Below are 15,549 nucleotides of genomic sequence, written 5' to 3' on the forward strand. Positions count from 1 at the left end.
AGGGTAAATCAAACTTTTGGCGGTTGCCAGATAGTATCCAGATAAGCATAAGGAACATGTTCATCGGTATAGATGATGGTTTCTTTCTGTAAAATGGCACTATATACTTTGATAATGTATTTATGGAATGTCGGTGTTGCCGGACTGGTTAAGACAGAATGCTGATCAACCGATTTAAAAGGCAATTGGTTGTCACGATCCTGATCGTTATCCGTATGCGGAATGGAGTTGTAATGGTCTACAAGATAGGTAGAAAAGCTAATCCCCTCATTAATAGCCTGGTGCTCGAAGTAATGTTGAAAAAGTAAAGGCAGTTTGATTAATTCCTGCAATCCGGTAGAAAAAATGAGGAGGATTAAAGTTATAAATATGGATACGGGCTTCTTCAACGCCTCAAATGTATTGGTTTCTTTGCTCCCAAAAAAGGAAAAGATCGTAACTTTTATATAAAAAAGAGGTAAAACTCCGGGTAATAAAGCCCTCAGCTAAATCAGCTGAAGGCTTTATGCTTAATTTACCTGATCTCAAATTTCAGATCAGATTTGATGTCTGTCTTTTTCATATCTCGCAACAGGACAAGCGGAGATTTCTCCGATCCGAAATCATTATCCTTCAGGATCACTTTCGTATCTGCCGTTAATAAAATCGCTGGTCTTTTATCCCCTCTTTTCATAAAGTTCGTTTGTATGACCTTATTGCCTTTAAAAATCAACCCATTGGTACTTCTGGCGGCAAGAATCGGATCATCGTACACCTTAAACGTATTGTTCATTATGCGGATATTTTTATGCACCCAATAACCCGGCACCAGCTCCCTGTTTTGAGGGAAGATATTGATCACATAGTTATCCGGATAAGAATTATAGCCACAATCTTCAAATTCGTTATTGCTGATGGTTACATCAGTAACCGGACCGGATTCAAACCAACCCAGCGCATCGTTTTCGATCAGAATCGCATGCATCCCCAGGCGGAAGAAAACATTGTTTTCAATCAGCACCTTTCTGCGGGTAGTCACTAAGATTCCCCGGGCATTAGAGCCCTCAAACCTCGAATTCCTAATCGTCAGCGAAGGTGTCCAGGTCACATTTTCTACAAAATCTCCGCTTTTAAGTGCTGAGGAAACCGAGCTGGTCAATACCACCAGGACTTCCTTTTCATTGATCAGCTTTACACTTTTAACCACCCCATTCTCAAATATCTGCAATGATTTCGACCGCAGCAAAGCGATGCTATCTCCCGGAGCAAAGGCTTCAAAACCATAAGTCTGCCCATGCATAAACCTCAGTCTCAATTGATTTCCAGACAATACTTCTATGACCTTCAAATGAGTACCGTGCACATTTATCGCGTCATCGTGTAAACCTCTAAATCTGGAATTCTCTATAAGAATCTGTCCTTTACAACCCGAAAAATGCGTCCCATCTGCCGAAGAAGCAATGACTCTTCCACTGCCTTTTGCAGGTTCCACAAAAAGGCTGTCGTAATGGAGGTTTTCAGAAAACTGGGAGATAATCCCGAGGCCATGCATGAAATTCATATGCACATTAGATAAAGAGATATTTTTAGAGCGGTTATTAAAAGCACCTACATAGTCGCGAAAACGGTCACGAACCGTTAGCACTTCTCCTGGTTTCGCCTTAAACTTGGAGAAATCTCCCATAAATTTCACAGTCCGGGGAGCAACCATACTGGCGGTACTTTTCAAGAAAGGGTCCCAGGAACTATAAGTAGTCACACCGGTTTCCGGATTTAACAGGATTGCATGAAAGTTCTTGCTGACCCATTTTTCGCCATACCATTCCAGCCTGCCGTCAATGATATCGAATTTAGAATCCGGGTGAACTTCTACCAGCACACCGTTTGGATTGATTTCTTTAATTGTCATTTCCGACATCCCCGGACGTTCATAATCAAAACTCAGGTTTTGAATCCGGATGTTTTCCGAATGATCCAGAATCCAGGTGGCCATTTTCCCATGAAACACAAAAGAGGAATTATTCCCTTCTATGGTAATGTTTTTCAAGCCCTTAAGCAGCAACCCCGCCTTAATCTTTTTGGAGGCATACTCTTCCACAGTGGAAGTGTTGCTGATAAAATAAATGTTCTCCTGCGCCTGGTCTGGCCAGAAATCATACCTGCCTTTAGGAAAGACAATTCTGGAATTGGGTTGGTTCCGACAAGCTTCAATCGCTTTGGCAACACCTGCGGTTACATCGGCAAAAGTGTTGGGTTCAACACCAAATTGCTTCACATGAATATCCTGAGCAAAGGAAATTTTAATGCAAAAAAGGAATAAGATCAGTAGTTTTGGTTTCATTGGTTCAATTATGGTATGATTTATGGAGCTAACTTAGTATTAAATTTCTCCTTAATGATATAGAGCCATAAATTCAGTGGCACACACTTAAGTATTTTATATGTTACAAAAACGCCATATTTATTCCTTTTAAAACAAGATTATGAAAGTACAATTCCCAGTTATTGGTCTCCTGAGCGGGATGCTGCTATTTAGCTGCACTTCGTCTGAAAACAAAGCAAACAGTACCGATACGCTAGCTACAGCAGATACAACAGCAATTCCAACAGCGACTATGGCCACTAGCCCAGGCAGTGCGGATCAAAAGACGGTTGATCTGGTGAAGCTTAAATTAACCACCATGTTTAAGGATGAATTATCTAAAAATCTGATTGACAGCGCAGGCAGGAAATTCAAGTTGTTTGAATATGACCTCAATGAAGATGGTAAAAAGGAGATTTTTGTCGGACTAACCGGATCTAACTTTTGCGGATCAGGCGGCTGCACCATGCTGTTGCTTAATCCGGAAGGAGAAATGATCAGTAGATTTACCGTGGTAAATTACCCGATTCAGATCAGTAATACAGCCACCAAAGGTTGGAAAGATTTAGTCCTGAACAGCAATGGAAAAGACCACCTGATGAAATTTGACGGAAAAACTTACCCTGCTAATCCGAGCGTACAAGCGGTTTATGAAGCCACTGCTCCAAAGGAATTAGTAAAAGGCCTGGGAACTGCCGATCCTTACTTAAACTGGTAAATAACTGCCCAAAAGCAAATTACCGATCCAAAGCGCTGACCACAAATCAGCGCTTTTTTTATGGTCTTCAGCTGATTCATAACGATGAGCCTCCTGACACAGCCCCCCTCTCTTCAGCTCTGGCATGAAAATAGAGCAGACACCAGTATTAAATCAAGACATATGAACTTACCATCGTTTAGGAACGTCAATTTTAAAAAGGTAAAAAAGGATTTTAAGGAAGGCTTTAACAACCTTGCTTCTGGTGGCTTTAAGCAGATATTTAGCCGGATAGACCAGGTCAATATCAAAAAAGGTGTAGACACCATGGGCATTGATAAATTTGTGAATCAATGTGCATTAATGGCAGCCGGGTCAGGTTTAATCACCGGAGTTGGCGGCGTTGGCACCATGCTGATTGGCACACCGGTGGATATGATCAACATCATTACGCAACAATTCCGCGTCACCCTGGCGATTTCTTACCACCGTACCGGCGAATATAAAATCAGTTTTGAAGAGTTCTTTAAAATTGTCGCTTCCTCCGTAAAAGCCGATACTAAACTGATCCTGAGCAAAAACATCATGGAAGAGGTTGCAGAGAAAATCTTTCTGAATCTAGGCGCGAAAGCAAGTCGCAGGTTAGTACCTGTGGTTGGTGGTGTCATTGGCGGAACCATCAACTACCTCTTCATCAAAAAACTCGCGAAAGAACTTCTGGAGAAACCTCATTAACCCTATTCCGGAATTTTAATCCACTTTGCCGGGAACATCCATATTGCGCAGATAAATCTCTTGTTGCGGAACCGGCATCTTGACCTCCTGCTCCTTAAAAGCAGCCGTAATCGCGATGATCAGGTCGCTTCTCGTGGCAAAAGCCTCTCCGATATGCTTCGTCCAGAAATAGATTCTCAGGTCAATAGCACTATCACTAAACTGTTCAAACTGTACGATAGGCCCCGGGCTTTTACTGATTCTATCGTCCTTGCTTAAAATATCCTTCAGGATTTGCCTGCTTTTTTCAAGGTCAGCATCATAAGCAATACCAATCATGATGGATAGGCGTTTCCGGTTACCACCAAGCGACCAGTTCACCAGATGTGCATTTAAAATATCACCGTTAGGTACGACTACATCGGCGCCATCCCAATTGGAGATCACACTACTTCTAAAACCAATAGACTTCATCGTTCCGCCTTGTCCGGCGATATCGACAATATCCCCTACATTAACCGGCTTCTCAAAGGCGATAATCAAACCACTCACCAGGTTGTTCACTAAGGTTTGCAAACCAAAACCGATACCTACTCCTAAAGCCCCTAAAACAATGGTAATACGGTCTACCGGGATCCCCGCAGCGGCAACGGCTAAGAACAAGCCGATACAAAGGATAGAAATCCGCACCAACAGCAACCAGCTTCCAATCCCTTTATTGTCTTTACCCGAAGCAGTATGCCTGTCGGAAGCAAAAAACGAAACCACCTTGGAAATCAGGACGGCAGTCCCCATAATGGCAACAAACAGGAGCATATTATTAATACTGAACGTATAATTGCCAAGCGTACGCTCCGCGCTAAAAAAGTTCAGTAATGGTTTCGACAAGTAGTCAAATGAAGGGAAATTACGACCGAACAACACCAGCCAGCCCAGCACCATTAATACATAAAAGAGTGCAGGAGCTTGTTTCCCTACCTTTTCAGGATTCAGGAAAAACAGCTTCCTATCCTGGCCCGAATACACATTAAAAGCCATTAGCAAGCCCTCATTAATCAACCTCACCGTCCAGAGAAAGAGAATGGCAATCACCACATTCAGAAAACCACTGATAAAAAAAGTCTTTGCCAGGTTATAGCGGCCAAACATATTGGCAATTACAGCGGCAACTTCCAGTAAAACCATAAAACCGATAGCCCAGGTGATCCATTTTTCCTTGAGTTCCTCCTGATGTCCCTTTAGCATGGTGAAAAAACCAACCACAACGCCAATCATAGCGCAAAACAGCATAAACCAGCGCTCCATTCTGGAGGCCTGTAAAACCAGGTTGTCCCCTGCGGCCAGCAGAAAAAACAACACCATGACCAGCCATACCCGAAGCCAGTATCGACTTACATAACCGCGAAAAATAACGCTCAGACAAATACAGGATACCGTCCAGAAAACAACATTTAAAATAAAAGGAGGCGCAGGGAAAAAGAACTGAAATAAACTGATCACAATCAGCGTCGCAGAAAGTAAAGGATACCGCAGTACCAATTGCCCCTCCAGCTCAGGTTTTAACAGATTCGCTTTAACATAGATATTTTTGAGGGAACGCAGGTAAACAAAGGACGTTAAGATCAGCAAAAACAACACAAAGATTTTACCTGCATTATTCTCCACATAAAAACTGAAAGTCAATAAGCCTTTTGTTTTGGAGAAGTCAAGAATCTCGCTAAAGGGGCGATAGAAACCCTGAGGCTCCCAGATATTGGCAAACTCTCTTTTGAAAGTATGACCAGCCATTTCCTGCTGGTAGGACTCAATTTCTTCTAAACTACTTTGTAGCTTAAACACCGTCATATTCACCTGGTTCAGCAAGGTCTGAACATTATTAGCAGCAATCTTCAATGAAGTATCCACAGGGCCGGTTTCATACGCGATCACCTGAATTTTCTGAAGATACTTCATCAGTGTGGTCGAGTCCGTCGAAAACTTAAACAAGGCGGGCACACTCAATAAAGAGTCCAGCTGATACCGAACACTACTCAGGTCATGCTGGCGGATCTCTAATTTTAACTTCCTCGAATTGGCCTTATTGAGTAATTCAGCTAAAATTTTACTGGTAGCCGTTAAATTCCGGAAGGTTTGCGCAGTTCCTTTATTGGTAAATACCCCATCGCCGGCAATAGCAAAATCTTCCTCAATCTGTTTCAGTTCGGTCTTCGTACCCGGGGTATCCAGATTACTTTTAAGATAGGTCTTTGCTTTTTGCATCGTCCTGCTGATCTCCTCAAAGGTCTTAATCTGAGCAGCAGCGGCTTTATCTGCTTCAAAATCCGCAGCACTTTCTTTCGAGGACAACTTTGCAAAAGCCTGCATTTTGCCTACAAAACTCAACTTTGAACTGTCCGGTTTTACGGATTTGCTGACTGAATCTTTTGTTTGCGCATTTGTACACAGCATGCTGAATACCAACGCAAAAAACAAAACCCAAATACTTATATTTTTATAAACGACCATCTAAAACCTATTTAAACCCAATAATACGGAAAAAGCGTCATTAATTTATTTTCAAAAAAGCAAATCAAAAAAGCAACGTTACTTGTTTAATCTGACAAGAAAACATTTTAAAATGAAAAAGATTCTCCTGTTTGTCTTTACGACAATTTTTGCATTAAACACCTTCGCCCAGAACAGTCCCAATGGAAAACAAGACATCATTCAAAAGACCAACGGGGAAGAGCTGAAAGGTAAGCTGACCAGAATTAACGAAAACGAGGTCAGTTTTATTTATCCTGGTGAGACGGTAGAATACACGATTAAAAAATCTGACATCTCGAAAATAATCCATTCCAGTGGCAGAGTTGAGGTTTTCGGTCAACCTTCCCTACCAGCTGCTGCCAGACAAAAAGATCAGGTCAGTATGTCTGCAACACCGGTTGATCACCACAACAAGATCGCCATACTCCCCTTTACCTTTATTATGGACAACCTGCCCGGAGCAGAACAAATTGGCTATAAAGCACAGGAAGATACCTATACTTTTCTATCAAAACATTCCGCTGGCTATACCATTCTAGATCCAAGAACTACCAATGCCAAATTGCTTCAGGCGGGCTTAACCAGGGATAAAATGATGGGTTTTACCATGAAAGATATTTGCGATGTACTTGGCGTAGAATATGTGATTGATGGTACAATTCTTCAAAACAAAGGATACCAAACCAGCACATCAACTGGCAGCGCTGATACTAAAGTAAAAAGAGATGAGGAAGAAAAAGTCAAAAAGGTTTCAAATACCAATACCAGTTATACCAATTCTGCACAACGATATGAAGTGAGTGTAAGCCTTCATATTTACATGGACAACAATGCAAGTATCTACAATCAAAGTCATAAAGCTTTCCTGACCAACACAGATGGATCTTACAATAGTCCACTGGAATATTTGCTAAAAAGATCACCATTATATCGAAAATAAGGTAATCGGAAAAATTTATCTGCTGGAAATATAACATCCATCTAGCAAGGGAAGTTAGCTTATAACCTCCCTTGCTGAAAATAAACGTTCAGTATTCCAGATACAGGTTAAGGTTTCCGATCAAACAACACCACATCAGGTAGCTGATCTACTACCTCCTGCTGGTTTAAATCTCCATCAGCCCCCATTTCCAGTAAAGCAGAACTGCCCTTGATTTTAGGCTGGTAAGCTTTCCCCTGGAAAAGAACCGGCAGGCTCCCATAATTAAATAAAGACTTACTGCTACGCCCCGAAACCTGCAAAGCAGGCATTTTATTGCCATCTAATTGTGCCTGAATATCCCATTCACCGATTTGCAAATGATACAATCCCTGATCAACAGAAAGCCTTTTAATCAACTTAGCTTCCCCGTTCTGCACCTGGATAATCGTTAAAAACCTGAACTTCTGCATTGGCTTAGAAGTCACACCAGCATGCCATTGATCCACAAAATCTTTGATCTTACCCTCATCATTCGTTACTTTATTCCAGTTCTCCGCAGCTGCTGAGAATTGATGGTGAACCACCATACGCAGGGGTTCATTGGCAAACACACTGGCCTTCACTGCTGCCAAATCCGTGATCACTTTGAAATTCTGCTGATCCGGATCATCGGTTTTCTCTGCCTCAATCGTATTATAAGGCGCATGGAACTGTGTGGTCCATTTAACCGGAGTTTTAGCTTCTAATTCGTCGTACAAGACCACATAACCGCCATCCAGTTGCAACATATGTCTGCGGTACAAGGTTAAGCCCGCATCGCCATAGCCATTACTTTTGGAGGGTGTCAGCTTGATCTGTTTAAACCTGTCCAGCCAGAAATCACTTTTAATCTCGCCATAGGCATTGCTGGCATCCCCTAAAGCATATTGAATGCGCGATCCGGAAATCGTACGGGGAATCCAGCCATACCCTTCTTCTCCTAGTTTCTGACCCAGACTATCGATCAGTATCGTATTGTAAGCTCTGGAAGTCCGGTAATACAACAGGTTATGACGGTCACTAAAATTGCTGTAATAACCGCTTCCTCCGAAAATCGTTTTGCCCTTATAATTTAGCGTAAAGGCATTCTGAGCAGCATGACCATGCCCCGAAGAACCAAAAGGACTACTCATCAGATACGAACTCAGACTCTGATCTTCACGACCTAAATCTTCATGCATGGCTGCAACACCCACATCCGCAAAATTCCTTGTTTTCGGCAGTGACGTTGGCGATAAAGTACTGAGCTTCCGCTCAGGCTTGTAATTCAGTAACCTGAAAAGTAAAAAGTCATCTGTACCCCTAAAATACTCCGGTTTTTCGCGCTTGATCTCTGAAACATACCAGTTCAGGTAAGGATTATCCATTTTAAAAGTCAGCGCTTCTGCAAACCAGGCCTGGCCTTTTACCATATAGGGAATATTCTCCCACATATCTCCGGTAGAGGTCGAAGACGAATGCGGTGGATAGGTATACAGCATAAAATAAGGCAGATTCTGCATCCATGGCAGCTTAAAATAATCAACACCAGTAAAGTCACCAAACAGCTGGGAAAGGTAGATAATCGACTTAAAATTCACCCTGAAATAACCGTTACCTTCATGCCAGCCCCCATCTGTGGTTCCCAAAACCGGGAATCTTGCCGACCACACTTCATACATATACGTCATCCATTCCTTTGATTCCGGAACCTCATTGATCACCGCAACAGTAGCAATGGCCAGATTCCGCAACGTAATTTGCCAGACATGGTTATCACTCACATGCAGCTCAAAACGATTCGGCAAATGATCATATACTTTTCTTGCTCTCAGGGTAATCATGTCCCTCAGCTCAGTTTTTTCTTCCGCAGACAGGAACTGATAGCCCGCATCATAAAACCAGCCTAAAGCTTCCAATACGGCACCACTGGTGAAATCACTACCAGTTGCCAGGCCATTAGGATCCATCCGGGCAATACTTAGCGCCCTTCTTTTGGCATCTTTTATAAATCTTTCGTCTTTAGTCAATTGATAAGCGATACACAGGTTACGAACCGGATTTCCTACGGCATCACCAAAACCGTGGTACATTCTTTCGATAATGATCTTCTTTTCTAAAGCAGTTTTTCCGGTCGTATCAATTACCCGTTGCGGCTTCTCTTCCGGCAAAGGTGCCTGCATCAACTTCTCCGCAAATACAATGAACTTTTTCGCCTCCGGATTCTGGAGGTTATTCCGGTAAAAATCTTCGCCTATCCTGTTCATATTCCACAATCGTGGATGAGGTCCTTCATTACGTTTCAATACTTCTGCGACCGGTGGGGAAATATCCGAGGCGTTAACCGTTCCATCAGACGCTGTCCCATTCGGTCTTCCGACCTGAAAATCATAAACCGGCGACCAGCTCCATTGCCTGCTCTTTCTCAGTTTATAACCGTATTTCCAAAACCAGCGACCAGGTTTTAAAACCTGGTGCAGTGGATATACTGTCCAGCGTTGCTCCCCGCTGCTGATCAGATCTTTCTTAAAATCCTGATCAGTAGCCAAAAGAACCTTATAAACCACATTTCCGATATTCGGGTCTTCTGCAACCTCGCTGCCACTTTCCATAGGCAACACCATATTTTTACCATTGGTCCCCGGCCAAAGTAAGGCGGGCGAGGCTGTAGGCACCGTTATTCCATTTGCAGGATAAGGCCATTCCCGTACTCTGGAATGTATTTTCTCCGCATCAATTTTCAGAACAGCGCTTTCCTGTTGCGCCAAAACAGCGATAGACCAGCAGGAAAAGGATAGTAAAGTCAGTATTTTTTTCATCGTCATATTAGCTTATCAATCCCTTATCAGGATCCTGTAAATTTATCGCCATTGCGTGCAGACCAGTTTTTCAGGTACATACGCATCCCTTGCAGCTTCTTTTTAAAAGCAGGATTTACGGCCAGATTGTTCATTTCTCCGGGGTCTTTGCGAAGCGAAAACAGTTGCTCCCTAAGTACCCCCTTGTTGTAAACGATGTATTTAAAATCATCGGTAATCACCGCCCTGCCGCTAATTCCCAGCAAATCTTCGTTATCGGCAAAATCAGTTTCAATCACTAGAGTATCACGCAGCTTTTTTGCCGGATTGGCAATCCGCTCACTAAGATCCATGCCTTTCAAATAAGCCGGCTTTAAAACACCTGTAAAGCCGCAAATCGTGGGGATGATGTCAATTCCGTTGCAAACCAACATATCGTCTGTGCGGGCTTCCCAGGCGCCCATTTTAGAAATGATGAACGGAATCCTGGAGGCCTCTTCATATAAAACCTGTTTCTGATTCCAGCGGTGTGCCGCATAACCGTCACCATGATCCGCGGTAAAGATGACTATGGTGTTCTTTTCCAGGTCGTATTTTTTCAGGGAGGCCAAAACCATCCCAACGTAATGGTCTACTTTTTCAACCAGCCTGTTGTAAGCCCAGCGGTATTGTCGCCATTGATCCCCTGTCCAGTTTACCGTGGGATAAGTTCTGAAACTTACCTTTTGCTGTTCCCTGATCAGCTCCGGCTCATGCGCAGTAATGCTCCAGTTATCCGGTAAAGCCGGACAATCAGCAGCCGGAGGTGCATTTTCTAAAACATCCATTTTCATGGCATCGCCACGCGCCCATTCGCAAATGTCATGTGGGTTTAAGAATGAAGCAACCAGCAAAAAGGGCTGGGTTCTATTTTCCTTCATAAAACGGGCGCAATACGAAGGTGTACCGGCATCGTTATAATCGAGGAAATCCGTATTTTCTATATAATCAAAACCATGTTGACTCACTTTAGCAGTCGGAATCGGTAAATGCCATTTCCCAACATATCCGGTCTTGTAACCTCCGGATTTAAGAATCTTGCCCATCACCAATAAGCTATCCGCCCAAAGTCCGTCCTTTTCTGGCGCATTCCCCACAAAACCCGTTTCAAAAGGCATTTTCCCGCTAAAAATAGCCGTCCTCGAGGGGGTGCATAAAGGTTGTGCGCAATACGCTTTAGTAAATTTAACACCGTTTTTTGCCAGTTGATCCATGGCCGGTGTCTGCAAATCTTTATTCCCTGCATTGCTCATCGCATCAGCAGTTTGCTGATCTGTCATGATAATCAGGATATTAGGCCGCTTGCTGGTTTGCGCAATCGCAGTGCTGCTAAAAAACAAGGCGCATAAGCAGCCAACAGTATTTTTGAATAAGGTTCTCAGGTTCATTAACAAAGTTTTTTTCGTGGGTTCTATTTCAGATTTTCTATTTTGTCCAGGTACTCGCTTGGCATCACCCCGAAATGATTTTTAAAGGCCGTAGAGAAATAAGAAGGCGTATTAAAGCCACAGGTATAGGCGATCTGCGCGATGGTATATCTTTTGGAAACCATCAGTTCTACCGCTTTCTTAAACCGGATGCGCTTCATGAATTCAATCACCGATTCCCCCGTAATCGCTTTCAGCTTTAGATACAGGTTAGATCTGCTCATCCCGATCTCCTTACTAAATTTATCTACGGAGAACTCAGAATCTGAAAGATGGAGTTCGATAATCGAAATCGCTTCTTTCAAAAACTCCTCATCGAGGGTATTAAAGGCAATGTTTTCCGGCACAATGTCCTTACTTGCCGCATAATATTCTTTTAATCGTTTACGGGAACGTAAGAGGTTGCTGATCTTTGCAGCCAGCAATTCTATGGAGAAAGGCTTGGTTACATAATCATCAGCACCCATTTCCAAACCTTTAATCTGCTGACTGGTCTCGCTTTTGGCCGTTAAAAGTATCAACGGAATATGGGAGGTATTGATGTTTTGCTTGATCTTTTTACAAAAATGCAGGCCATCCAGTTCAGGCATCATCACATCGCTGATGATCAGGTCAAACTGCTCGGTTTCCAACCTGGCCAAAGCCAGCTTAGCATCAGCTGCCAATGCAACCTGGTAATCCGGACTAAAATAATCTTCCAGATAGGTCAGTATTTCCTGATTATCGTCTACAATCAGCAATTTAAACCGCTTATCCTTTGTAGCCTCCCCGCTTGCTTTTAATTCCTCTTTAGGGCAACCCGCGTCTAAACCAGAATCCGAAGCTACAACTGAATCCGGATCAGAAACCGTAGAAAGTTCATAAACCCGCTCCGGACCTAAATCATCTTTATAAACCGCCTCCGACAAAGGAATAACCACCGTAAAACTGCTTCCTTTTCCCGGCGCACTTTCTACCATAATCCGGCCATGGTGTAACTCCACCAAACGTTTGGTAAAAGCCAGACCAACCCCAGAACCCAGATTCATTTCCTTGTTGTTCACCTGATAAAACTGATCAAACACCTTTGGCAATTCTTCTTCAGGAATGCCCAGGCCGGTATCCGTAATCTTCAGGTACACCTCTTCATTTTTTGTCCGCAGTTCAATGCTGATCTTATCCCCGGCAGCCGTGTATTTAAAGGCATTAGACAAGAGGTTAAACAAAATCTTTTCCATCGCATCCTGGTCAAAGTAGCAAGATAATTTTGCTTCGGAAGCCTGATAAACATACTTCAGTTTGTTCTTTTCAGCAAGCGGCTGGAAGGACTCATAAATTTCGTGTACAAAACTCACCAGGTCAGATCTAGTCACTTTCAGTTGTCTGGTGCCCATTTCCGTTTTCCGGAACTCGAATAACTGATCCACCAGATTATACAGTCTTTTTGCATTAACCATCATCAAATCCAGCTTCTTCCCAAAGACCTTATCCAAAGCAGTTTTTTTAATTAACTCCTCTAAAGGGGCCAGAATCAGGGTCAAAGGCGTCCGTAACTCATGAGATACATTAGTAAAGAAGTCCATCTTCATCTGGTTAATGTATTGCAGTTTTTCTTTATCCAGTTGTGCCAGTTTAAGCTGATCCAGGGCCTTCATTCTTTCTGTAAAGATCCGGTAAGCCATATAAGCCGCTATACCAACAACCAGCAGCAGGGCAAAGTAAAACCAAAGAGTTTTATACCAGGGTGGCAACACGATAATCTCCAGGCTTCTAACCGGACTGATCTCCCCGTTAGGTCCTACCGCTTTAACGTTCAACACGTAACGACCATGTGGCAAATTGCTGTAACTTGCCTTAAAATCATCCGTTTCCTGCCAGGTCCGGTCGAAGCCTTCCAGCTGGTAATAGTAATGCGTTCTGTTGGTGGAGATATAATTGAAAGTATTAAAAAACACGCTGAACTGCTTGTCGTCCGGACGTAACTCCAGACTTTCCACCTGGTCAATGTGTTTGCTCAAAATACCCGTCCCATCCGCTGTGGTCATGTTTCTATTGAAAACCTCTAAAGCCGTAAAGTTCAGTTTTAACGATAAAGGTTGCTGTTTCAAAGCAGCAGGATAGAAATAGGAAATCCCCTTAATCCCCCCAAAAAGCAACATCCCATCCTTCGCTTTACAGAAAGAGTACTCATTAAACTGATTGTTCTGCAAGCCGTCGCGTTCATCAAAAACCTGTACCGCATAACTATCCGGGTTGAACTTTAGCAAACCGCTGTTGGTAGAAATCCATAAATTCCCCTCATCATCCGGCTGTATGCCATAAATAGTACCTGCTAAAAAGCCCTTCCTGTTCTTAAAAGATATAAAAGACCGTTTTCCTTCGTCATAAAGGCTTAAACCATCCCGTGTTCCCATCCAGATCCGCTTCTTTTTATCTTCCGCAATACAGTTCACGATATCCTCGCTCAAGGTACCATCGCCGATATTTCCAAAGAGCATATTATCCGGATAAAACTGGGAAACCCCATTCGTAGTACCGATCCAGATTCTCCCCTGACTATCCTGAAACAGACAGGTAATGTCATCAGAAACCAGCCTTTTACCCGCTTTATCTGCCGTAACATGGACAAACTTCTGTGATTTGGGTATAAACTGATCCAGACCGGAACGTGTACCTATCCAAATCCGCCCTTTATCATCTTTTAAAATACTGTAAACCAGATCACCGGCAATACTATTCGGATCATTTGGCTGATGCAGGTATCTTTTGATCTGCCCTGTACCAGGGTTCAGCACGTTTAATCCACCTTTATGGGTGCCAATTAAAACATTCCCATCCGCATCAAAATTGATTGCTTTAATGTTATTCGAACTTAAAGTGGCTGGGTTATTCTCCTGCGCAGTAAAATAAATGATGGTACGTTTCTCCGGATTCCAGTAATTGATCCCATTATTATTGGTTCCAATCCAGAAATTCCCGTTCTTATCCTGTTTTATGGCACTAATCACCTCATCATTGAGGGAAGGTTTACCCGTATTCTGACTCAGCAGGTTAAACTTGATATCGTCTTTATGGTAATAACTGATGCCACCATAATAGGTGCCCAGCCACATGCCCTTTTGCTTGTCGCGATACACAAAGCGTACCGAATTCTGACCAATTGTCAAAGGATTGGAAAGCTGGTGGTAGTAATTATCGAAGCTAAAATCAGCAAGCTTTAAGATCGAAAGTCCCCTGAAAGTGCCCAGCCAAAGGTTTCCCTCTGCATCTTTCGCAATAGAGCGGATATTATCATCCGCTACGCTGTTCTTCCCCGGCTGATGCACAAAAGATTTACTTTCTTTGGTTTTAACATCATAACGCAATAATCCATGCCCTTCTGTGGCGATCCATAAATCATTCTGATCCACAAAAACATCGCTGATATAAGGCTTATCTACGCCTAGCACTATTTTACGCAAAGCATTCGTGTTGGCCTGGATCTCAAAAAGCCCTACATCCGTAGCCAGCAACATATTGTGCTTCCAGTTCCCGATCCAGGAAATGTTTTTAACCCCATGCGCCAGGGTATTCAGGTTCATCGTAACAAACTGTTCAGCACCTGCTTTGAGGCAAAAAACATCTCCTGCAATAGATACTGCCCAGATATTATGGTTCGCATCCTCGGTCATAGAGCAGATATACCACTCCCCAACCCGATGTGGTAATTTGTAATTGATGAAGCTATCTTTTTGATCATCGTACCTGCTGATGCCCTGATTTCCACCTACCCATAAACTCCCGCTATGGTCCAGGAAAAGGCTACGGATATAATAAGATTGCAGACTGTTTTCCTGGCCCTTAACCGGGCGGTAGGTCTTGAAATTCTTGCTGTCGTACCGGTTTAAACCATCTTGCGTGCCCACCCAGAGAAAACCAAGGGTATCCTGTTTCATGGCAAAAACCGTACTTTGCGAAAGCCCCTTATCTACTGAAATGTTCCGGAATTGCTTCGCTCCCTGCTGTGCAAACACAAAATGGCCCATTACCATCAAAAAAACAAACACTACAAGCCTTTTCATTTTACCCAATATCATATCAACAATAAG

The 15,549-nt window shown here is 43.0% G+C and carries 9 protein-coding genes; 3 read left to right on the forward strand and 6 right to left on the reverse strand.

Annotation, left to right across the window (positions count from 1 at the left end; all coding sequences use genetic code 11):
• Positions 1–8: 8 nt before the first annotated feature.
• Both R2Q66_RS10845 and R2Q66_RS10850 read right to left on the reverse strand, forming a co-directional pair.
• The gene (locus tag R2Q66_RS10845; protein ID WP_316748740.1) at positions 9–389 is read right to left on the reverse strand and encodes a hypothetical protein; all 381 of its coding nucleotides are present in this window, start codon (positions 387–389) and stop codon (positions 9–11) included.
• Positions 390–514: 125 nt separating this feature from the next.
• The gene (locus tag R2Q66_RS10850) at positions 515–2,320 is read right to left on the reverse strand and encodes a right-handed parallel beta-helix repeat-containing protein (protein ID WP_316748742.1); all 1,806 of its coding nucleotides are present in this window, start codon (positions 2,318–2,320) and stop codon (positions 515–517) included.
• 142 nt (positions 2,321–2,462) lie between these two features.
• Between R2Q66_RS10850 and R2Q66_RS10855 the strand changes: the two genes are divergently transcribed.
• Entirely contained in the window at positions 2,463–3,059 is a 597-nt protein-coding gene (locus R2Q66_RS10855) for a hypothetical protein (protein ID WP_316748744.1), read from the forward strand.
• 162 nt (positions 3,060–3,221) lie between these two features.
• On the forward strand, positions 3,222–3,773 hold the full coding sequence (locus tag R2Q66_RS10860; RefSeq protein ID WP_316748746.1) for a hypothetical protein: 552 nt from the start codon (positions 3,222–3,224) through the stop codon (positions 3,771–3,773).
• Positions 3,774–3,788: 15 nt separating this feature from the next.
• Here R2Q66_RS10860 and R2Q66_RS10865 read toward each other — a convergent pair whose 3' ends face one another.
• Positions 3,789–6,134 (reverse strand): mechanosensitive ion channel family protein, encoded by a 2,346-nt coding sequence (locus tag R2Q66_RS10865; RefSeq protein ID WP_316748748.1) that lies wholly within the window; start codon positions 6,132–6,134, stop codon positions 3,789–3,791.
• 235 nt (positions 6,135–6,369) lie between these two features.
• Between R2Q66_RS10865 and R2Q66_RS10870 the strand changes: the two genes are divergently transcribed.
• Positions 6,370–7,218, forward strand: a complete 849-nt coding sequence (locus R2Q66_RS10870) for a hypothetical protein (RefSeq protein WP_316748750.1) — start codon at positions 6,370–6,372, stop codon at positions 7,216–7,218.
• A 107-nt stretch (positions 7,219–7,325) separates the two neighbouring features.
• On the opposite strand, the gene R2Q66_RS10875 is transcribed toward R2Q66_RS10870, so the two are convergent.
• Genes R2Q66_RS10875 through R2Q66_RS10885 form a run of 3 tightly spaced genes read right to left on the reverse strand, consistent with a single transcriptional unit; the run spans position 7,326 to position 15,522 of the window.
• Complete coding sequence (locus R2Q66_RS10875; RefSeq protein WP_316748752.1) at positions 7,326–10,037, reverse strand: DUF4962 domain-containing protein; 2,712 nt, start codon at positions 10,035–10,037, stop codon at positions 7,326–7,328.
• A gap of 26 nt (positions 10,038–10,063) precedes the next feature.
• On the reverse strand, positions 10,064–11,443 hold the full coding sequence (locus tag R2Q66_RS10880; protein ID WP_316748754.1) for a sulfatase: 1,380 nt from the start codon (positions 11,441–11,443) through the stop codon (positions 10,064–10,066).
• A 23-nt stretch (positions 11,444–11,466) separates the two neighbouring features.
• Positions 11,467–15,522 carry a two-component regulator propeller domain-containing protein gene (locus tag R2Q66_RS10885; RefSeq protein WP_316748755.1) on the reverse strand — a complete coding sequence of 1,352 codons (4,056 nt, stop codon included), beginning with the start codon at positions 15,520–15,522 and terminating at the stop codon, positions 11,467–11,469.
• Between the last annotated feature and the right edge of the window lie 27 nt (positions 15,523–15,549).

This window comes from Pedobacter gandavensis (genome assembly GCF_032677645.1).
Taxonomy (GTDB): Bacteria; Bacteroidota; Bacteroidia; order Sphingobacteriales; family Sphingobacteriaceae; genus Pedobacter; species Pedobacter gandavensis_A.

Excerpts from the sequence above, each read along its gene's own strand:
- R2Q66_RS10870 (WP_316748750.1), top strand. The coding sequence starts at position 6,370 with ATGAAAAAGATTCTCCTGTTTGTCTTTACGACAATTTTTGCATTAAAC.
- R2Q66_RS10875 (WP_316748752.1), bottom strand. The coding sequence starts at position 10,037 with ATGAAAAAAATACTGACTTTACTATCCTTTTCCTGCTGGTCTATCGCT.
- R2Q66_RS10880 (WP_316748754.1), bottom strand. The coding sequence starts at position 11,443 with ATGAACCTGAGAACCTTATTCAAAAATACTGTTGGCTGCTTATGCGCC.
- R2Q66_RS10850 (WP_316748742.1), bottom strand. The coding sequence starts at position 2,320 with ATGAAACCAAAACTACTGATCTTATTCCTTTTTTGCATTAAAATTTCC.
- R2Q66_RS10860 (WP_316748746.1), top strand. The coding sequence starts at position 3,222 with ATGAACTTACCATCGTTTAGGAACGTCAATTTTAAAAAGGTAAAAAAG.
- R2Q66_RS10855 (WP_316748744.1), top strand. The coding sequence starts at position 2,463 with ATGAAAGTACAATTCCCAGTTATTGGTCTCCTGAGCGGGATGCTGCTA.
- R2Q66_RS10885 (WP_316748755.1), bottom strand. The coding sequence starts at position 15,522 with ATGAAAAGGCTTGTAGTGTTTGTTTTTTTGATGGTAATGGGCCATTTT.